This window comes from Sphingomonas sp. ASY06-1R (assembly GCF_052180265.1).
Taxonomy (GTDB): domain Bacteria; phylum Pseudomonadota; class Alphaproteobacteria; order Sphingomonadales; family Sphingomonadaceae; genus Sphingomonas_I.
This window is the reverse complement of the sequence record NZ_CP197464.1, coordinates 948,159-969,085: the sequence shown is the minus strand read 5'-3', so window position 1 is coordinate 969,085 and position 20,927 is coordinate 948,159. Positions and strand designations below refer to the sequence as shown.

14 protein-coding genes are annotated in these 20,927 nt (G+C 64.1%); 3 read left to right on the top strand and 11 right to left on the bottom strand.

All coding sequences use genetic code 11. The features are described 5' to 3' along the window. Positions 1 to 20 precede the first annotated feature (20 nt). Positions 21 to 2,777: a TonB-dependent receptor gene (locus ACSBM8_RS04780; protein ID WP_442680514.1), complete on the bottom strand. Its 2,757-nt coding sequence runs from the start codon at positions 2,775 to 2,777 to the stop codon at positions 21 to 23. Between the two features lie 202 nt (positions 2,778 to 2,979). On the opposite strand from ACSBM8_RS04780, the gene ACSBM8_RS04775 reads away from it, so the two are divergent. Together ACSBM8_RS04775 and ACSBM8_RS04770 are read left to right on the top strand one after the other, a co-directional pair. Then, positions 2,980 to 5,544 carry a TonB-dependent receptor gene (locus ACSBM8_RS04775; RefSeq protein WP_442680513.1) on the top strand — a complete coding sequence of 855 codons (2,565 nt, stop codon included), beginning with the start codon at positions 2,980 to 2,982 and terminating at the stop codon, positions 5,542 to 5,544. Beyond that, entirely contained in the window at positions 5,544 to 6,323 is a 780-nt protein-coding gene (locus ACSBM8_RS04770) for a hypothetical protein (protein WP_442680512.1), read from the top strand. The genes ACSBM8_RS04775 and ACSBM8_RS04770 overlap by 1 nt, the downstream gene beginning before the upstream one ends. 203 nt (positions 6,324 to 6,526) lie before the next feature. On the opposite strand, the gene ACSBM8_RS04765 is transcribed toward ACSBM8_RS04770, so the two are convergent. The 10 genes from ACSBM8_RS04765 to ACSBM8_RS04720 all read right to left on the bottom strand — a co-directional run bounded on the left by ACSBM8_RS04765 (position 6,527) and on the right by ACSBM8_RS04720 (position 18,590). Next, positions 6,527 to 7,891, bottom strand: coding sequence for a Gfo/Idh/MocA family protein (locus ACSBM8_RS04765; RefSeq protein ID WP_442680511.1), 1,365 nt, complete (start codon positions 7,889 to 7,891; stop codon positions 6,527 to 6,529). Positions 7,892 to 7,903: 12 nt separating this feature from the next. Next, positions 7,904 to 9,070 (bottom strand): Gfo/Idh/MocA family protein, encoded by a 1,167-nt coding sequence (locus ACSBM8_RS04760; protein ID WP_442680510.1) that lies wholly within the window; start codon positions 9,068 to 9,070, stop codon positions 7,904 to 7,906. A gap of 28 nt (positions 9,071 to 9,098) precedes the next feature. Continuing rightward, positions 9,099 to 9,548, bottom strand: coding sequence for a cupin domain-containing protein (locus ACSBM8_RS04755; RefSeq protein ID WP_442680509.1), 450 nt, complete (start codon positions 9,546 to 9,548; stop codon positions 9,099 to 9,101). Positions 9,549 to 9,742: 194 nt separating this feature from the next. Further along, complete coding sequence (locus tag ACSBM8_RS04750) at positions 9,743 to 11,659, bottom strand: S9 family peptidase (RefSeq protein WP_442680508.1); 1,917 nt, start codon at positions 11,657 to 11,659, stop codon at positions 9,743 to 9,745. A gap of 42 nt (positions 11,660 to 11,701) precedes the next feature. Further along, entirely contained in the window at positions 11,702 to 14,017 is a 2,316-nt protein-coding gene (locus ACSBM8_RS04745) for a xanthine dehydrogenase family protein molybdopterin-binding subunit (RefSeq protein WP_442680507.1), read from the bottom strand. After that, entirely contained in the window at positions 14,014 to 14,994 is a 981-nt protein-coding gene (locus tag ACSBM8_RS04740; protein ID WP_442680506.1) for an FAD binding domain-containing protein, read from the bottom strand. The genes ACSBM8_RS04745 and ACSBM8_RS04740 overlap by 4 nt, the downstream gene beginning before the upstream one ends. After that, positions 14,991 to 15,500: a 2Fe-2S iron-sulfur cluster-binding protein gene (locus ACSBM8_RS04735; protein ID WP_442680505.1), complete on the bottom strand. Its 510-nt coding sequence runs from the start codon at positions 15,498 to 15,500 to the stop codon at positions 14,991 to 14,993. The genes ACSBM8_RS04740 and ACSBM8_RS04735 overlap by 4 nt, the downstream gene beginning before the upstream one ends. Before the next feature lie 81 nt (positions 15,501 to 15,581). Next, positions 15,582 to 16,874 (bottom strand): peptide MFS transporter, encoded by a 1,293-nt coding sequence (locus ACSBM8_RS04730; RefSeq protein WP_442680504.1) that lies wholly within the window; start codon positions 16,872 to 16,874, stop codon positions 15,582 to 15,584. An 18-nt stretch (positions 16,875 to 16,892) separates the two neighbouring features. Beyond that, positions 16,893 to 17,903: an enolase C-terminal domain-like protein gene (locus ACSBM8_RS04725; RefSeq protein WP_442680503.1), complete on the bottom strand. Its 1,011-nt coding sequence runs from the start codon at positions 17,901 to 17,903 to the stop codon at positions 16,893 to 16,895. A 45-nt stretch (positions 17,904 to 17,948) separates the two neighbouring features. Next, positions 17,949 to 18,590: a helix-turn-helix domain-containing protein gene (locus tag ACSBM8_RS04720; protein ID WP_442680502.1), complete on the bottom strand. Its 642-nt coding sequence runs from the start codon at positions 18,588 to 18,590 to the stop codon at positions 17,949 to 17,951. Between the two features lie 123 nt (positions 18,591 to 18,713). On the opposite strand from ACSBM8_RS04720, the gene ACSBM8_RS04715 reads away from it, so the two are divergent. Then, a complete protein-coding gene (locus tag ACSBM8_RS04715; protein ID WP_442680501.1) occupies positions 18,714 to 20,927 on the top strand; it encodes a TonB-dependent receptor in 2,214 nt (737 codons plus the stop codon).

Sequence of the window (20,927 nt, the reverse complement as noted above, 5' to 3'; positions counted from 1 at the left end):
CCGCTGAGTTGCTCCTGCGACTAGAAATGAAGTTGGACGCCACCCCGTACCGAATAATCATAGCGCTCGCGTTCCACCAACTGGTTCTTCGTGCCGATGAAACGGCGCCAGGCGGCGTCGTTGAGGTTGGTGCCGTCGGCAAACACGGTCAGATTCTTGCTGATCTGGTAGCTAGCATGGACATCCAGCTGGCCGTTATAGCCGGTATATTGATCGGTCGCCGCGGTCGTGCCGAGCGTGTCGACGTAGGACGAACGGAACGAATAAGCGACGCGGGCAGCAAAGCCATATTTCTCGTAGAAGAGCTGCACGGTCCCGACATTCTTGGATTGCAGGAACAGGGGCACGCGGCCGGCCCGGCCGGGCAGATCGGAGGCGTGGCCGGAGATGCGGCTGTAGTTGGCCGAAGCGCCGAAGCCGTTGAGGAAGCCGGGCAGGAAAGTGAACTGGACCTGGGCATTGACCTCGATCCCCTTCACCACCGCGCTGCCGGCATTGATCGCGCGCGTGACCGAGACGCTGGTGAAATCCTGCCCGCCGAAATTGCCGCTCTGGCCGAGCAGGCTCTGCGTGTAGATCGGGTTGTCGATATGCTTGTAGAACAGGCCGACCGAGAGCAGCCCCTGGCTTGGCAGATAATATTCCGCCGCCGCATCCAGATTGACCGCCTTGTAGCGTTGCAGCGCGGGATTGCCGAGCGTGATGGTCGTGGGCGCGCTGGTGGTATCCACCGACACGTAGGGCGCGAGATCCGGGTAATTGGGGCGGCCGATCGCGGTGGTCACCGCGCCGCGCAGGACGAAATCGCGGCTGACATTGAGGTGCGCGTTCACGCCCGGAAACCAATCGGTATAGGATTGGCTGGTGAAGCTGTTGAAATCCTGATCGATGGGCGCGGTCGCGCCGGTGGCGAGCAGCTTTGCCTTCTGTGAATCCTGGGTATGTTCGACGCGCAGGCCCGGTACGATCGTCAGCTTGCCAAAGGTGAGCGTCGCCATGGCGTAGGCCGAGCTGATCTTCTCGCGCACGTCATAATCATTGACCTGGCTGTTATTGCGCGAGCTGTTGATGTTCGACGTGCTCTGGATCAGCGCGGTCGGGTTGGCGGCAGCATAGGCCTGGGCGGCATCATAATCGATGCGCGGACCGAAGGTGTAGCGGCCATCGTAGAAGCTGGGATCGTCCGTGTAGGTAGCGCTCGACGCGTTGAAGGTCGTGCCGCGACCATATTGCACATAATCGCGATCGTTGGTCTTGTGGCGATTGAGATATTTGGCGCCGACCTTGATCGTCGATCCCTCGCCGATCGCCACCGGCAAGGTGTAATCGCCGCGCAGCTGCCACAGATCCTCCTGCGCGTGGCGGCGGTCATAGTTGACGCTGTTGAGCGGGAATTTGGAGGGATCGAACGGCGCGGCAAACGCAAAGCCATAAGGCGATTGATCGAGATCGAAGGTGCCGCTGACCGAGTTGCTGCCGGCGCGGAAATTATACTCGCTGCGCAGCGGATCATTCTTGATCGCGCGCGTATAGGTGCCCGCCACCGCCAGCTGGCCGGCCGCGCCCAGATCGAATTCGCCGCCCAGTTCGCCCGACTTGGTATTGTCCTTTTCCTCGCGGCGCCGGATCAGGATGCTGCCGCGCCCGGAATAGGTGCCGGCGGCATCGTTATAGACGATCTGATCGACACGGTTCTGATCGCGCCGTTCGTTATCGGTGAATTTGGAATAGCTGCTTCGGATGAACAGCTTGACCGCGTCACTCGGCCGGTAATCGAAATTGGCCACCGCGCCGACGCGCGTGCGCACCAGATTATAGTCGCGCAGCCCGAACTGATCGGGGCCGCCAATGGCGAGAAAATTGGTTGAGCCCTGGAAGTTCTCGGACTCGATCGGGCGACGCGAATAATTGAGCGACAGGACCGCACCGAGTTTGCCGCCGGCGAAGATGCCGCCGACCTGACCATCGGCCTCCCACGGATTCTTGTGGTTAAGCGCATAGCGGCCATAGGCGCCGCGCGCGTCGGCGAAAAAGCTCTTGTTGCGATCGAAGGCCGACAGGGTGCGGATATTGACCTCGCCACCGATGGCATTGGCGTCCTGATCCGGGGTCAGCGATTTGGTGACGATCACCGCGCTGATCATCGCGGACGGAATGTCGTCCAGCTTCACCTGGCGCCCGTCCGGTTCCGGTGCGGGCAAGGTCTGGCCGTTGAGCACGACGTTGACGAGGTTGGGGTTCACGCCGCGGATGATGACGTAGCGCCCCTCCCCCTGATCGTTCGCGACGGACAGGCCCGGCAGGCGGCGGATCGCCTCGGCCACATTCTGATCGGGCAATTTGCCGACGTCATTGGCGTAAAGCGCTTCGACGAAATTATCGGCGGCCTTCTTGGTCTGCAACGCACGACGTTCGGCGAGCCGCGTTCCGGTCACCACCACTTCGTTGCTATCGTCAGCGCTGGACAGCGCGATCTCAACGGGCTGATCGTCCGCAGCGACCGGCTGCACGGTCTCGGCATAGCCAACATAATCGACCACCAGCGTCTGCGGACCTTCGGGCGCGCCGCTGATCATGAAGCTGCCGTCGCGGCCGGCGGTGGCCGACAAATTGGTGCCCCGCACCGTGACGGTCGCGCCGGGCAGCGCGACATGCTTGTCCTTCTCGACGACGCGTCCACGGATATCGGCAGCCGCGACGGACGCAGCGAACAGCGCTGCCACCGCAACGCCGGTCAAGGCGCGCGTCAAAACCGTGCGCGAACGCATAATATACATCGGAGCCCCTCGTGGTGAAGGCGCCCGGCTAGGAAGGATCGGCGTCAGTGAGATGACGGCGATGCGACAGAGATGTGACAGCGTCGGGGATGCGCGCCGACCGTGTCCGAACAGGCACAAGAGCGCGGACGCCCCCGGTGAGGCTTGGAACATCTTTGTCATAATCCAGGGCTAGCGAGCGCGGCGAAGGGGTCTGTATCTCATGCGTCATCACCTACTCGCCGCGGTGGCCTTGTCGGCCATCACCGCCACTGCTCATGCCCAGGACGTGCCGGCGGACGACGCGGGTGGGGAAGTCGTCGTGACGGGACAGCGCGCCAGCCAGCAGCGCGCCATCTCCGCCAAGCGCGATGCCCTAGGCGTATTGGACGTGGCCGCCGCCGACGAGATCGGCCGCCTGCCCGACCGCAACGTTGCCGAGGTGATCGAACATCTGCCCGGCGTCGGCGTGACCTATGATCAGGGCGAGGGCCGGTACGTATCGATCCGGGGCGTGCCGTCGAACCTCAACAACTACACGCTGAACGGGATCGAGATCGGCAATCCGGACGGCACGACGCGCTCGCTTCCGCTCGATATCGTGTCCGGTCAATTGCTCAACCGGGTCGAGATCGCCAAGGTCAAGACCGCTGACATGGACGGCCAGGGCATTGGCGGCGTCGTCAATCTGGTCACGCAGACGGCGTTCGATTTCAAGGAGAGCTTCTCGCTCGCGGCAAGCGGCAAGGCGGGCAAGCAGCAGCTGAACGACAAGGTGCCGGTGCAGGGTGACATCAGCATCGCCAAGCGGTTCGGTGCCGACGAGCAGTTCGGCATCACGCTGGGCGGCAGCTATTCCAACCGCGATTTCCTGAGCGAGGGCTTCTATCCGGACAATTGGCGGCCCGACCCGCGCTTCGCGCGCGGCGGCGTGCCGGACAATATCAAATATACCGAATATTCGCTCGACCGAAAACGGATCGGCGCGACCGGGTCGCTCGACTGGCATCCCAGCGACACGCAGACATTCTTTGTCCGGGGCGTCTATTCCAAGTTCACCGAAGATGAGATCCGCCCGCGCTATCGGCTGGATTTTGCGACAGCGGCCATCGCCGGGACGCCCGCGTTTCAGCTGAACCCGGACGGTTTGACCGGCACGGTCACCGGCACCGCCGCCGAACGGCGCGAGGATCTGCGGCTGGATTATAAGTCCAAATATCTGGCAACCGGCATGGCCGGCGGTTCGACCGAGCTCGGCGCGCTCACACTAAACTATACGGGTGCCTATAGCCGCAACCGCACTCTCGACCGCTATCCGCTGTGGCAGTTCCGCTGCAATCCCGGCACCGTCAATTTCGATTTCAGCGACAAGATCTACACGGCGGCGCCAACGACCGAGTGCACCGCGAACCAGATGCAGTTCCGCCAATATCAGGCTTTCCACCAGGTCAGCACCGAGCGCATCTGGCAGGGCAAGATCGACGGCACCTACGATCTGGGCGGCGGCAATGTCCTGAAGTTCGGCGGCAAATATCGCGATACCGATCGCGACTTCGATCAGGAGCAGCCGACCTATGTGCGTGCCAACGCACCCAATCGCTTCACGCTTGGCCAGTTCGGCCTGGACGGACCGACCATCTGCGTGAAGCCCAACAGCGCCGACACCGGCCAATGTTATGCCAACGGGCCAACCTTCAACATCGACGCGCTGAAGGCGTTTACCGACAAGAATCTGGGCGGCGCGCTGATGCCGCTGGACGCGGCGACGACGCTGACCAATTCGGCGGTCGCCGACTTTGCGCTGACGGAGAAAGTCGGCGCGGCTTATGTCATGGCGAACCTGAAGTTCGGCGCGCTGACGGTGGCCCCAGGCCTGCGGTACGAGCACACCAAGATCGCGGTGACCGGCTACCAGCTACAGACCGGTACGACCAACGTCGTGCCGCTATCCCGCGACAAGAGCTATGGCGACTGGCTGCCATCGGTCGTGCTGAAGCTGACGCCGTCAGACAACACGATCTTCCGCCTGGCCTATTCGCGCAGCCTCGGCCGGCCCGAATATAGCAATCTTTCCCCCGGCGGCTCGATCGACTCCGCCAATGGCGCGGTGTCGCTCGGCAACCCGGATCTGAAACCCTATCGCGCCGACAATCTGGACGCGACCGCGGAATGGTATTTCGCGCCCGGCGGTATCCTGAGCGCGGGCGTCTTCTACAAAAAGATTGCCAATCCGATCTTCAGTCAGGTCACGGTGCTGCGGAACACGGTCTATAACGGCGTCTCTTATTCGGTGCTGAACATCACCCAACCCTTCAACGCGAGCAGCGGCGACATTGTCGGCGTGGAAGCGCAATATCAGCAGCAATTCAGCTTCCTGCCGGGGCTGCTGTCCGGCTTCGGCATCCAGCTGACCGGCACCTGGACGGAATCGACACTGACGTTGCCGGACGGGCGGGCATCGACGTTCCCCAACCAATCCAAATATCTCTACGGCGCCGAGCTGTTCTACCAGAAGGGCGCGGTGGAAGCGTCGGTCGCCTATCACAATACCGGCCATGCGCTGCTGGCGATCGGATCGCCCGCCTATAACGACCAATATAATGACGATCTGCGGCGGCTGGACGCCAAGGCCAGCCTGGCCTTGCTGCGCAACGTGACGCTCTTCGTCGAGGGGCAGAATCTGACCGATGAGCCGACGCGGCAATATCAGGCCGGCAATCGCAACTGGGTGATCCAGAATGAACGCTATGGCCGAACCTTTTATGTCGGCGCATCGGTGAAATTCTGATGCTCACGCTGTCGCTGCTGCTCGCCGCCAGCACGCCCTTACAGGCGGTGGAGCTGCGCCGCCTCCCCGCCCCGGACGCCGGCCAGGGCGTCGCTGCCGATCGCCGTTACGTCTATGCGATCGACAATCACGCAATCGCCAAGATCGACAAAGCAAGCGGCCAGCAGGTTGCGCGGTGGGACGGCGACCCCGCGAAGTTTCCGCATATCAACAGCTGCATGATCCGGCGCGAAACCTTGGTGTGCGCTGCGTCCAATTTCCCGAACGTGCCGATGCAGAGCATGATCGAGCGGTTCGACGCCCGCGATCTGCGCCACCTTTCGACCGAATCCTTGGGCGGAGGCTATGGTTCACTGACGTGGGCGGTGCGCAACGGGGGCAGCTGGTGGGCGTGTTTCGCGCAATATGACGGCCGCGGCGGCGAGCCGGGGCTAGATCATCGCAACACCACGCTCGTCCGCTATGGCCGCAAACGCCGCGTTACAGCGCAGTGGCGCTTTCCTGATGCTGTGCTGGATCGCATGACGCCGAAAAGTGCCTCCGGCGGCAGCTGGGGCAAGGATGGGCTGCTCTATGTCTCCGGCCATGACCGGCCCGAACTTTATGCGCTGCGTGTGCCCAAAGGCGGCGGCACGATGGAGCTGATCGCGACGATCGCCATGCCGACGGGTGGCCAGGCGATCGGCTGGGACCCGACCGCCCCGCGCACCTTATGGTCGATCGAGCGCAAGACGCACGCCCTGGTCGAGAGCCGGATCCCGCCGGTGCTCCAGCCCTAGAGCGTGATGACTTTACACTGATCCGTTCGTGCCGAGGTGCGACCGAGTTGCCCGCAGGGCGTATCGAGGGCACGTATCGAGGCATTGGCGGGTATCTCTCGATACGCGCTCTCGACAAGCCTGTCCGGAGCGCCTGCCTCGCAGGCAGCCGAAGGGCTCGATCGCTACTCGAGACGAACGGGTCCTACCAAAGTCATCATACTTTAGATCGCATAGGGCTTGCGCATCGGCCGGCTGAGGCGGGCATTGGCGTCGTCATTGCCGATGAAGCGCTCCGCCTTCGGATCCCAGTGCAGATGCTGGTCCGGCAGATGCATCGCGATCGAATGGACGAGGCAGGTCGAACAGGCGCGGTGGCCGAGTTCGGCGGGCGAGATATTGGGCTGGCCGGTGCGCATCGAATCCAGCCAGTTGCGATGCTGCTCCGGGCTTCGATACAGATGGACCTCGTTGGGCCCGATCACGCTGTCGAGGATCTTGGGATTGCTGGCGACCAGCGGCGCGACCTTGGGTCCGGACGGGTCGCTCGACGTGACCGGGCCGCTACGCGTCACGAAGATCGAGCCTTCGCTGCCGATGAACTTGATGCCGTTGGGTAGCGCACCGGAGATCGTCATCGTCACGCCGCTCGCGTAGCGGGCATGCGTTTGGAACGGACCATGGACATCCCACAGGCCGCTCTTCGGGAATTCGGCGCGGCCCCACACCTCGACTGGGCCCGCATGCTCCATGTCCATGCCCCAATGGGCGATATCGACATGGTGCGCACCCCAGCCGGTGATCATGCCCGCGCCGAATTGCTCCAGCCGTAACCAGCCCGGACGATCGAACGAGCCCTGCGGGTGAACCCGGATTTCGGTATAATAGACCTCCGGCGTCGAACCGAGCCAGGCATCGTAATTGAGGTTGGCCGGGATCGGCATGGCGGGCGCGTCCGGGCCTGACGGATCGCCCGGCAGCCCGATCTCGACATGCCGCAGCGCGCCGATGCGGCCATTGCGGACGAGTTCGCAAGTGCGGTGGAATTGCGGCCACGGATCGAGGCTGCGCTGTTGCGAACCGATCTGCAGGATCTTCCCCGATTTCGCGACCGCGTCCGCCATAAGACGGCCTTCCGCGATGGTGATCGAGGCGGGCTTTTGCAGATAGACATGCTTGCCCGCCCGGACCGCATGGACCGCCGGAATCGCATGTTGATGATCCGGCGTGGAGATCAGGACGCCGTCAATGTCCTTGTCGGCGAGTAGCTGATGATAATCGGCATAGCCGCGCGTGCCTTTATAGGGCTTGCCGCTTTTCTTGGCATAGGCCTCATCGACGAGCTGCTGGCCGAGCGCGATCCGCTTGGTATCGAGATCGCAGACCGCGACGATGTGCGCATCGTTATTCTTCCAGACTTCCGGCATGTCGTGGATGCGCGAAATGCGGCCGACTCCGATCGCACCGATGTTGAGACGATTGCTGGGCGCGGTGGCGCCGAACACGCTGGACGGCACGATCGCGGGAAAGCCGATCGCGGCGGCGGCGCCTGTCTTGATCAGGCCGCGGCGCGAGATGTGCTGGGTCATCCTTATCTCCCCTCAGGCCGAAACCGGCCGCGTGGCATTCTTCTGGGCGGTGAGCACGAGTTCGGCGGCGAGCAGGGCGCCCGCCTGATCCTGGGCGACGGACGTGCGTTCGACGATGTCGGTGACGAATTGCGGCCCGAACGGCAGGAACACCTTGCTGCAATCGAGGTAACGCACACCCTGCCTGTCGGCGACGAACAGATGGTTGCCGCCCGGCCGCCCGGCGACATCGATATATTTCCTGAGCTCGATATAGCCCTCGGTGCCGAGCAGAAAGAGGCGGCCATCGCCCCAGGTGGGCAGGCCGTCGGGTGTGAACCAATCGACCCGGACATAGCCGGTACCGCCATTGCCGGTCACGGTCATGTCGCCAAAATCCTCGAACCGCGGATGCTGCGGATAGGTGAGATTGCCGGTCTGCGATGCGACGACATGGGCCTTGGTCGACTTGGTATAATAGACGAACTGCTCCGCCTGATGGCTGCCGATATCGGTGAGGATGCCGCCATAGCGCGCCTTGTCCCAGAACCAGTCGGGCCGCGTCGGTGCGCTCACCCGATGCGGCGCGATGTTGATGGTCTGCACGACCTTGCCGATCGCGCCCTGATCGACCAGCTGCCCGGCCATGACCGCCGCCGGCACCTCCAGCCGTTCCGAATACATGATCGCGAACTTGCGGCCCGTTTCCTTGATCGCGCGGCGCACGTCGGCAAGCTGGGCAAGCGTAGTGATCGCGGGCTTGTCGCTGAGATAATCCTTACCCGCGCGCATCACGCGGATACCGAGCGGCGCACGCAGATCGGGAATGGGCGCGCCGGCGACCAGCTTGATCGTCTTATTCTCAAGGATCTGGGCCTCGCTCCGCGCGAGTTTCACGTCGCCATAGCGTTTGCGAAACGTGGCGATCTGTGCCGGATCGGTCGCGTAGAAGGTAGAGAGGACGCCGCCGCCGCGGATCATCGCATCGGTCATCGAATAGATGTGGGCATGATCCAGCCCAATCACCGCAAACGGCACGCGATATTTGGCCTGCGCCACCGGCCCAATCGGTGCGACTTCGGTCGAGACGCCATTGCCCTGGGCGGTCGTCTGCGCCAGCAGCTCCCCACCGAACGTCGAGGCAAGGCCGGCCAAGCCCGCACCGGCGGTCAGGAGCAGACGGCGTTCGATCAGGTCCATGAGGCTTTCTCTCCTGTCGTGGTGCGGCTTAGCTCTTGGGCGTGGTCGCGCTGGTCCAGTTGATCACGTGATAGACGGCGGGCGTGGTGCCGACATTGTGCAGCGCGTGCGGCGAATTGGACGCATTGAAGATGATCGAGCCCGGCCCGACACGCTTCCACGTGCCACCGGACAAGGTCTCCACGGTGCCCTCGCGAATGATCACCAATTCTTCGTTGGGATGCGTGTGCGGCGGGTGCGATGCGACGCCCGGATTGAGCGTGGTGATATGCATCTCCAACTCATTGAGCGTAGCGGTTGGCTGGCGGACGACCTGACGGACCGAGCCGGTCGGGTTCGGTACGGCGGTTAGCGCGTTCCAGTCGAACACGGCCGGGCCGAGCACGCCCTTGTCGCCTTGCGCGAGCGCGCCGACCGAGCAGGTCAGTGCGACGCTGGCGCACGCAATCATCGCATCACGACGGGTAAGCTTCATCATCCTCTCCCGGCGCAACCGTTTGAATCGGTTATGTTAGCGCTTTATATCGACGCTAGGCCGCGCACGCCGGGGCCGTCAACGCCGACAATTCTGTTTCCGTTCGTGCTGAGCGAAGTCGAAGCACGTGGCACGCGCGCAAAGAAGCGTCCTTCGACTTCGCTCAGGACGAACGGGGGTTGAACGAGGTGATGGCCTTACCGCGCTGCCTTCACATATTTGTCGAACCAGGCGATCGTGCGCTTGCGCATGTCTGCCGCGTGGGCGGCATCGCGGATGCGGTGCCCCTCGTCGGCATAGATGACGAGGGAGGTGGGCACGCCCATTTCCTTGAGGGCATGCCAATATTCGATCGACTGGGTCGGCGGCACTTCGATGTCGCGCTCTCCGACATAGATGAAGGTCGGGGTGCGGGCGCGCTTGATGAAGTTGATCGCGGACACGTCCCAATAGGCCTTGGGATCGTCGTACATCGACTTGCCGAAGAAGGGCAGCATCCACTGATCGATGCCGTTGGTGCCGTAATAGCTGATCCAGTTGGACAGTCCGGCGCCAGCGACGATACCCTTGAAGCGGTTGGTCTGGGTGTTGGCCCACATTGCCATGAAGCCGCCATAGCTGCCGCCGATCAGGCCGAGCCGATCGTCGTCCACCGGCGCGACCTTCTCGACCGCGTCGATGCCGGCCAGAATATCCTTGAGATCGCCGCCGCCGAAATCGCGGCGGTTGGCCTGGGTGAAGGCTTCGCCCTGCCCGTAGCTGCCGCGCGGATTGGGCAGGAAGACATAATAGCCGGCCGCGGCGAGATCGGCGCCGGTGCTGTTCGCGGCGACATAAGCCGGCACGCTCGCCGAGGCGGGGCCGCCATGGACGTTGACGATCATCGGCGCACGCGCGGCGGGATCGATCCCGCGCGGGGCGAGCAGCCAGCCCTGAATGGTGAAGCCGCCATTGGTCCAGGTGACGCTGCGCGCGGTGACCGCAGCAGGCAGCGCATCGTTGTCGTGCGTGATCTGGCGAAGGGCCTGGACCGGGCCGGCATAAACAGCCGGGGCATGTTCGAAATCCTGCACGACCGAAGCCGCGATCCGCCCGTCCGCGCTGAAGGCGACGCGGGCATCGCCGGCAGACAGATTGGCGGGCTTGGTCCACAAGACGGCACCGCGCGTATCGGCACCGAAGCGGACGATCGAGGCATCGGCGCCGGACAGGATGGTGGCGCGCAAGCCGCTCGGCAGCCACGCCAGCGAGGTGACACTCGCCTTGTAGCCGGGGGTGGTGTTGACCGGCTTGCCGCCAACGAAGGGCACCGTCCAGACATCGCCACCGACCGCGCCAAAATCGCTCATTAATCCGCCAATATAGGCGACGGTCTTGCCATCGGGCGACATGCGCGGGAAATTGGCTTGGGTGGCAGGCTTGGCGATCTGCCGAACCGTGCCGCTGGTCGCATCGATCGCGTCGATCGTGGCCACCCACCAATTATTGTCGCCATTGCCAAGCGCCGTGGTCGCGACGAAGCCACTTCCATCGGGTGTCCAATCATATTCGTAGACGTAGCGGCCTTCCGGCGACACCGGGCGGATCGCGCCGGCGGCGACATTGGCGGCGACATCGAACACGGCCAGGCGCTGCTCGTCGCTGGTCTCACCGATTTCGCCGACCTGACGGGCCCCCGCCTGGGTTGCGCCCGCTTCCTTCGCCGCGTCCAGCGTCACCAGCAGGGCCACGCGCCGGCCGTCGGGCGAAAAGCGCGGTTCCTGCGCGATGCCCCGGATGGTCGCGATGGTGCGGACACGCGCCCGCTGATCCGCCAGATCCAGGGAAACCGTCCCCGCCCCGCGGTTACGGCTGAGAAAGGCCAGCGTGCCATCCGGCCCATAGGCCAGATCGGAATAGGTGCAGGCAGCGCAGGGATCGATCCGCCGCACGATCCGCCCATCCATCACGCTGCGCACCACGACCGCGGCCCGTGCCGTACCATCCTCGGCGCCTTCGACGGCGGCAACGACATCACCGCGCGGCGCCATGGCCAGCGCCTCGAACTTGTGGAGCGTCGCCGCCTGGGCGGGCATGGTCGAGACGAGCAGAAAGGCGGCAAACGCGATACGCATTATCGGAACAGGTCCTGAAACAGAGGGAGAGGGCAGCGGCGATCAGCCCATCAGCTTATCGAGCGTGATCGGCAGATCGCGAATGCGCTTGCCGGTCGCATTGTAAATGGCATTGGCCACGGCCGCGCCAACGCCGGTGATGCCGATCTCGCCCACGCCGCGGGCGCCCATCGGCGCATGCGGATCGGGAATGTCGGTCCAGAGGATATCGATCTCCGGCACGTCCAGATGCACGGGGACATGATATTCGGCGAGGCTGGGGTTCATGATGCGGCCGGTGCGCTCGTCGAACAGCGTCTCTTCCGTCAGGGCGAGGCCAATCCCCATGATGATGCCGCCCCGGAACTGGCTGGCGGCGGTCTTGGCGTTGAGGATTCGCCCGCAGTCGAAAGACCCCAGGAAGCGGCTGACGCGGGTTTCGCCGGTGACGGCGTTGACACGCACTTCGCAGAACAAGGCGCTGTGCGAGTGCATCGACCAGTGCATCAGCTCCAGCGGTGGCGGCGCTTCCGCCTCGACGGTCACCGCGTCACGCTGCGCACGGGCCAGGATCGAGGCGTAGCTTTCATACAGGTCCGGTTCGTCTAGCTTGCACAGCCCGGCGTTGAGGCCACCGACCTCATCCGGCTTCAGCCCGGCAAGCGGCGAGTCATTGCCTGCGAGCTTCAGCAACTCCGCCACGAGCGCACGATGCGCGGCCGTGACCGAGGCGCCGATCGACGCGGTCTGCTGCGACCCGCCCGCGAGCACCACGCCCGGCAGATCGGAATCGCCATAAGCGAACGTAACCTGATCCATCGTCAGGCCCAGCCGTTCAGCGATGACCTGGCTCTGCGCCGTTGCCGTACCCATGCCCATTTCATGCGCCGCGATCGAGACGGTGACGTGGCCGTCCTTGGCGAGCACGATCCGCGCCGCGCCGCCCGGCATGCGATAATAAGGATAGGTTCCGGTCGCGCAGCCCATGCCGACCAGCCATTCGCCGTCGCGCTGTTGTCCCGGCTGCGCGGCGCGCTTGCTCCAGCCGAAGCGTTCGGCACCGGCCCGATAGGCTTCGACGATGTTGCGCGAGGAGAAGAGCAGGCCCGTGGTCGGATCCTTCTCCGGCTCGTTGCGGATCCGGAGCTCCACCGGATCGATGCCGAGCCGATCGGCGAGTTCATCGACCGCGCATTCCAGCCCGAACGTCCCCACCGCTTCGCCCGGCGCGCGCATGAAGGTATTGGCCAGCATGTCCATCGTCGCGACCTCGACGTCCAGATGCATGTTGGCTGCGGCATAGGCACCGCGCGTGGCCAGGATGAAGGGTTCGGGCATATTGTTATGCTCGCCCGACACCACCGTGCCGGTGTGGATCAGCGCATCGAAGCGGCCGTCGGCCTGGGCACCAATCGCGACCCGCTGCTCGGTGAGCGTCCGCCCGCCGACGACGCGATACACGCCCTCGCGCGACAGCATGATCCGCACCGGCCGCTGCGCCAGACGCGCCGCGGCGGCCGCCAGGATCTGGTGATCCCACAGGCCTTTGGCGCCGAAACCGCCGCCGACATAAGGCGAGGTTACGTGGACCTGCTTCTCGTCGAGCCCAAACACCTGGGCGAGCGTGAACGCCTCGTGCGCGACCAGCTGGGACGCATCGTGGACGATCAGATCGTCGCCCTGCCACATCAGGGTCGCGCCGTGCAGCTCGATCGCATTATGGTTGTGGCGGGGGGTCGTATAGACCGCATCAACCTTGTGCGGGGCGGCGGCGAGCGCGGCTTCCGCATCGCCGATCACGGTCTGCAGCGGCTGGCCACCGAAATTGCCGGGCTTCACGCCCTTGGCCTTGGCGGCCGCGAGCGACGTCGTGCCGGGCAATTCCTCGTAAGTGGCGCGGATTAGCGAGACGGCATGGTCCGCCTGCTCCTGCGTTTCGGCCAGCACGACCGCGATCGGATGACCGTTCCAGTGGATGCTATCATCCTGCATCACCGGCAGATCGTCGCCGCCGGCCGCCTTCGGCGCGCTCATGAACACCGGTGCCGGCTTCATCTTTGGCGCATTGCGATAGGTCATCACCAGGACGACGCCCGGCGCCTTTTCCGCCGCGTCGGTCTCCAGCGTGGCGATGCGGCCGCGCGCAATCGTGCTAAAGGCGAGCGCGGCATAGACCATGTTGTCGAGGACGAATTCGGTGGCAAAGGTTGCCGCGCCACGCACCTTTTGCGGACCGTCGATCCGCGATATCGGCGCCCCGATCAGGCCATGCTGATGCCGGATCAGCGGATCGGGATTACCGCCCGGAATCCAGCTGTCCGGCGCCAGCGCGAGCGCCTTCTTCATGACGGTCTGCAGCGTGTCCTGGATGACGCTCATGCGGCTTCTCCCGTCAATTCCTCAAGCACGGCGACGATCGTCCGCTTCGCCAGCTCGATCTTGAAGCCATTGTCGCGTAGCGGCGCGGCGTCGCGCAGCTCGCTTTCGGCAGCCGCGCGAAACGCCTCGGTCGAGGCGGTCTGGCCTGTCAACGCCGCCTCGGCCGCGAAGGCCCGCCAGGGCTTGTGCGCCACCCCACCCAAGGCAAGGCGAACGTCGCGGATGATCGCCCCATCGAGGTCGACGATGGCCGCGACCGACACCAGCGCGAAGGCGTAAGAGGCGCGATCGCGGACCTTGCGGTAGGTCGATTGCGGCGCGAACGACAGGGGCGGCAGCCGCACGGCGGTGATCAGCTCTTCCGGCTGAAGCTCGGTTTCAATGTCGGGCCGGCCGCCGGGCAGGCGATGGAGATCGGTGAGCTTGATCGTGCGCGAGCCGCCGGGACCTTCCAGTTCGACATCGGCGTCGAGTGCCGCCAGCGCGACGCACATGTCCGACGGATGGGTTGCGACGCAATCGGGCGAGGCCCCGACGATGGCATGGATCCGGTTGAATCCATCGATCGCATCGCATCCCGAGCCCGGCACGCGCTTGTTGCAACGGGCAGCGCCGTCGTAGAAATAATAGCAACGTGTGCGCTGCAGGATGTTGCCGCCGACGCTCGCCATATTGCGAATCTGCGCGGACGCACCGGCAAGGATGGAGCGCGACAGCAAGGGATAGCGCGCCCGTACCAGCGGATCTGCTGCCAGCGTCGTATTCTTGACGCCGGCGCCGATGCGCAGCCCGCCGTCCGGCTGCTCCTCGATCTGCGTGGACAGCGCGCTGACGTCGATCAGCGCCGGCGGCGCCTCGATCGTCTCGCGCATCAGATCGACCAGGTTGGTACCCCCGGCCAGATATTTGGCGCCCGGCGTGAGCAGGCCCAGCGCTGCACCGACATCTTCCGCGCGATCATAGCGAAACTCGATCATTCCGCGGCCTCCTTGACCAGCGTCTCACGGATCGCGGCAATGATGCCATTATGCGCCCCGCAGCGGCAGAGATTGCCGCTCATGCGCTCACGCACTTCGTCATGCGACAGATGCGGGACAGGTCCGGCAAGATCGTCGGTCACAACGCTTGGCACCCCCTGCTCCCATTCGGATGCCATGCCGATGGCGGAGCAGATCTGCCCGGGGGTGCAATAGCCGCACTGGAAGCCATCATGCGCGATGAACGCGGTCTGGAGCGGGTGGAGCGCGCCGTCGCCGGCCAGCCCCTCGATCGTAAGGATGTCGCGGCCCTGATACTGAACCGCCAGCGCGAGGCAGGAATTGATCCGCGTCCCGTCGACCAGGACGGTGCAGGCGCCGCAGGCGCCCTGATCGCAGCCCTTCTTCGTGCCGCTAAGCTGGAGATGCTCGCGCAGCAGATCGAGAAGCGACGTCCGGATATCGACCGACGCTTCGACTGCCTGGCCGTTGATCGTGAATTGCATCAGGTTACTCGCTCCCTGATCACCCCGCGTGGCAGGTGATCTCCGCAGGTTTTGCACACCATGCCAAGCGGCGTGTACGCCTCATTCCCGGCGATGTTCCAACGTGCCCATGACTCGCAGCAAACCTGCAGCGAGCAGGACCGAAAAGGCGCCGAGGCCGAAGAAGATCGCAGGCGGGATCGCACCCCAATAGGAGCCCATGACGCCGGCCAGCACGCTGCCGAGGAATTTGGCGATATACCAGGCGCCCATGAAGGTGGCGGCAAAGCCGGCCGGCGACAGCAGGTTCACCAGCGTTAATCCCACGGGGATCACCAGCAGCTCGCCCATCGTCAGCAAGCCGAAATAGAGAAGCACCCACCAGGCGCTGACCGGCTGGCCGGTACGTCCGTTCACGATCGCGGCCGCCACCATCACCAGCATCGACGCGCAGGCGATGACGCAACCCAGGCTCATGCGCCGCAGCAGCACCGCGGCCGTGCCCTTCTGACCCCGGCGCGTCCAATATCCGATCAGCAGCGGCGTCAGCAGGATGATCAAGGCCGGGTTGATCGCCTGGAACCAGGTCGCGGGAATGGTCAACGCCCCGTCGAACAATGTCCGATCGGTCTGGTCGCGCACCCACAGGGCGATCACGTTGCCGCTCTGCTCATAGGCGATGCGGAACAAGATCACGACGGTGACGAGGACGACCAACATCCGGACCGCGCGGGCATCGACCGGCACCGGAGCCATGCCGGACGCCGCAAGGGTCCGCCGGCCTGGATCGCCTGGCAAAAGCTGCTGGAAGCCCAGGTAGATGACGAGCCCGACGAACATACCGATGCCGGCCGCACCAAAGCCCCAATGCCACCCCAGCAATTCGCCGAGCGAGCCGCACACCAGCGGCGCGAGGAACCCGCCGAGGTTGATGCCCATATAATACGCGCTGAAGGCATGCGCCTTGCGCGGATCATCATCGGCGTAGAGCGCGCCGACCTGAACCGCGAGCGGCGGCATGAACAGCCCGTTGCCCAGCGCGACCAGCGCCAGCGCCGGAAACAGAAAGGGCGGAAACGCCATGGCGAAGTGGCCCAGCATCATCAGCAGGCCACCGATGACGACACTGCGGGTGCGACCCAGCCATTTGTCGGCGATGATGCCGCCGAAGAACGGACTGAAGAAGGCCGCCCCACCATAGATGCCGTAGATGAGGGACGACTTGGCCTGGCTGAAGCCCAATTCGCTGGTCATGTAATAGACCAGAAGAGCCTGTAGCCCGAAATAGGAGAATTCGGCCCACATCTGGGTGAGGAACAGGACGGTCAATCCGGGCGGATGACCGAACAAGCGCTTCGGCGCTGCGGGTAAAGTGCCGGCCGAAGTCGTCGCCATATTATCGATCCGTCGCCATCATGCATGGCCCCAATAGGCGGCCGGAACCATGACCATGCCGTCTTCATAGATACTGTCTGCGAGCGGATCATCGGCCAGCGATGACGGTCCGTCGAGATCGACCAGCTGGCAGAGCTGCGCAAGCACGAAGGCCGGGGCGGTCGACAAGGTCGATCCTGCCATGTTGCCGACCATAACCTGCATGCCCATCCGTGCAGCCAGCGCCGCCATGGCCAGCGCCTCGGTCAGCCCGCCGCATTTATCGAGCTTGATGTTCATGACCTGGAACAGGTCACCGAGCTGCTCCAGCTCCTCAAGGTTCAGGATACTTTCGTCCGCCGCGACCGGAACCGGCGAGCGCCAGCCGCGCAAGGCCTGTTCATCGCCCCGGCGCAGCGGCTGTTCCAGCAGGCTGACGCGCTGGGCGACCAGCATGGCGACGAGGGCGTCCAGATCGTCGCTGACAAAACCCTGATTGGCATCGACGCCGATCCAGGCATCGGGCCGCGCCCGCCGTACCGTTTCGACACGTGCGGTGTCGGCGGCGAGATCGCCGGACAGCTTCAGCTTGATCGACTTGGCATGCGCGAAGCCTGGCAGGCGGGCGAGCAGATAGGCCGGATCCTCGGCCGGCAGGGTGAAGGTCGTTACCAGGGGCCGCGGCCGGGGGACGCCGGCAAGATCCCAGGCAGGCCGCTGCTGCTGCAGCGACTCCAGCTCCCAGAAGGCGCAGTCCAGCGCGTTGCGCGCGCCGCCGGCGGGCAGCAGATGCTGCAGAGCCTGACGATCGGCCCCCTGCTCGATCGCATCGCGAACGCGCTCGATCTCGCTCTCCATGTGGGCGCGGTCATCGTTCAGGTAATAGACGCCGGCAGCCTCGCCCCGGCCCGCATGCCGACCATCGCCCAGGGTCGCGATGACCGCTGGGATACCCTCGAACAAATAGCCGGAGATACGAAACGGCTCCTTCATCCGCATCGGATCGCAGCGGTGCGTGAGAGACAAAGCGGTGCGGGAGACGGTATCCATGCCTCCACATCCCACAGCCTCAACAATGTTTCAACTAGTGAAACATCACGCCGGATGATCGGACATCCAATCGGGATCGGTCGTCTGGGACAGGCGCTGGATGCCGGCCCCGGCGCAGACGGACATCACTCGACAGGGCAATTCGGACGTCCGGACATAGCCATGCGCCATTCCACTATCGAAATAGACGGAATCGCCCGCCGCGAGCGGCAGCGGGGCGTAAAGATCGGAATGCAGTTCCATTGCGCCATGAAGCACATAGAGGAATTCCTCGCCGCCATGACGCACCAGGCCGCCCAATTCTTCGACGCTGCGTGCTTTCACATCGATGATGATCGGGACCATCATCTTACCCAGCAGCTCGGCTGCCGGATAAAAATGGGAATGATGTTCCGAGATGGGGCGCATGCTGTCCGCACGTAAAATACTGCGGCGGCCGATCCCGGGCGGCGGCGCCTCAACCGTCGGCGCGCTGGATACGAGCACGCCGATATCGACGCCCAGCCCTTGGGCGAGTCGCACCAACTTGTCGTAGGTCATGGCCATTTTGCCATTTTCCAACTTCGACAAGGTCGAGAATGGCAATCCGATCCGGGCCGCAAGCGCGCGGAGCGTAAGACCCTGATCGATCCGCGCAGCCCGCAAGGCCAACCCGGGATGCGCGGTGTTTCCGGCTTTTTTGATCATCAGCTCCCTCTGCGCCCGCATAGCTCAGCAATGGACCTAATGGAACAGAGAGACCGAATCGAGAAACCAGTTGCTATGTTTGAAACATGAGTCATTATGACGACATGATTTAAAGGGGCCGGGATGATGATTGCGCGATCCAAAGCTTGGCTGCTGGCAACGGGGGCTGCGATCGCAAGCATTTCCCCCGCCTTTGCCGCGCCTGCCACCGACATGGCGACCGCCGATTCTGCCGGCACCAGTCCTCAGGACGAGATCATCGTCACGGCACAGAAGCGCGAACAGCGCTTGCTGGACGTTCCGCAATCCGTGTCCGTCCTGTCAGGCGAGACGCTGACGGCAGTTCATGCCGAACGCTTTGCGGATTATTTCACCCGTCTGCCCAGCGCCAGTATCGTCGAAGAACAGGGCGGGCAGACCCGACTTATCCTGCGGGGCATCAACACCGGCGGCGTTGGGGCGACCGTCGCGACCTATGTTGACGAGACGCCTTATGGATCGGCAACGGCGCTGGCCAATGGATCCATTCTGACGCCGGACGTCGATCCGTTCGACCTGCAACGGGTGGAGGTGCTGCGCGGCCCGCAGGGGACGCTCTATGGCGCCAACTCGCTGGGCGGGCTCGTGAAATATGTGACGATCGCACCGCAGACGGATGCGGTCCATTATGCCGCCGAAGGCGGTATCGAGAGCGTCGAGCATGGCAATGTCGGCTGGTCCGGGCGTGCCGCCGTCAACTTGCCGCTGGCCGATAGCGCCGCCGTCCGCGCGAGCGGCTTCTATCGCCGCGATCCCGGCTATATCGACGATCCCCGGCTGGGTTCGAACGTCAATGACGGCAAGACCTATGGCGGCCGGATCAGCGCCCTCTTCCGCCCCATGCCCGAGCTGACGCTGCGCGGCACGGTGGTTCTTCAGAACCTGAACAGCAATGGCACGAACACGATAGATGTCGATGCCACCACGCTGCAGCCGGTGCTCGGCAAATATCAGCATAGCCGCACCGTGGCTGAGCCCAATAACGTCAAATATCGGATCTATAACGGCACGGCGGATTATGATTTTGGCGCCGTGAACCTGATCGCGTCCACCAGCTGGGGGACGCTGGACCAGGCGCAGATCCAGGATGCCACCGGCCTGTACGGGGCTGTGCTGACGGAATCCTTCGGCCGGCCCTTGGGTGCACCGCTCGATCAAAGGGTGCGCCAGCGGCGCTTTACCGAGGAAGTACGGCTGGCATCGTCCGGCAATCGACGGCTGGAATGGACCTTGGGCGGCTTCTACACGCGCGAGCGCAACCTGCTCGCGCAGTCGCTGGATGCCGTCGATGCGAATAGCGGGGCGCCAGTTGCCGATCTGGCGGGGTTGGCGCGGACGCGCATCGGATCGCGCTATCGCGAGATCGCCGGCTTCGCCAACGCCACTTACCATATCTCCCGCCAGTTCGATCTGACGGTCGGCGGTCGTTACAGCCACAATAGCCAGACGACGCTTCAGCAGACATCGGGCCCGCTGGGAGGAGACAGTTCGATCGACGGGAAATCCCGCGACAATGTCTTCACCTATTCGATCGCACCGGCGTTCAAGCCGAACGATCACACGACCTTGTATCTGCGGGTCGCGCGAGGCTACCGCCCCGGCGGGCCTAACGCTTTGCCGCCGCTCAACCCCGAAAATGCGGACGTGCCGCGCGAATTCGGGGCGGACACCACGACCAATTACGAAGCGGGCGTGAAGGCCGAACTGATCGATCGCCTGCTCAGCATCGAGCTGACCGGCTTCTATATCGATTGGAAGGACATCCAGCTCTACACGAGCGTGAACGGGTTCGGCGTCAACACCAATGGCGGGAAGGCGCGCAGCAAGGGCATCGAGCTGACATCGACATTGACCCCTGTGGCCGGGCTCAGCCTGTCGGCCAACGGCTCCTATGTCGACTCGCGCCTGACGCAGGATGCGTCGCCGCTGGTCGGGGGCTTGGACGGCGACCGGCTGCCCTATAATCCGCGCTGGTCCGGTACGCTGAGCGCGGATTATTCGCGGCCGCTCAGCGCGACGGTCGATGGGAATTTCGGGATCAGCTGGCGTATCACCGGCGCGCGCCGCTCTGCCTTCGATGTGAATCTTGGCCAGTATCGACTGGGTGCCTTCAGCCAGCTGGACGCGCATGCCGGCGTAACGATCGATCGCTTCCGTATCGACGCTTTTGCCCGCAACCTCACCGACAGTCGCGGTATCACCAACCTCGGCAGCCTGGGTTCGGCACCCAATGGGGCGCTGGCCGCAGCCCTGGTGAGGCCGCGTTCATACGGCCTGACCGTCGGCGTTCGTTACTAA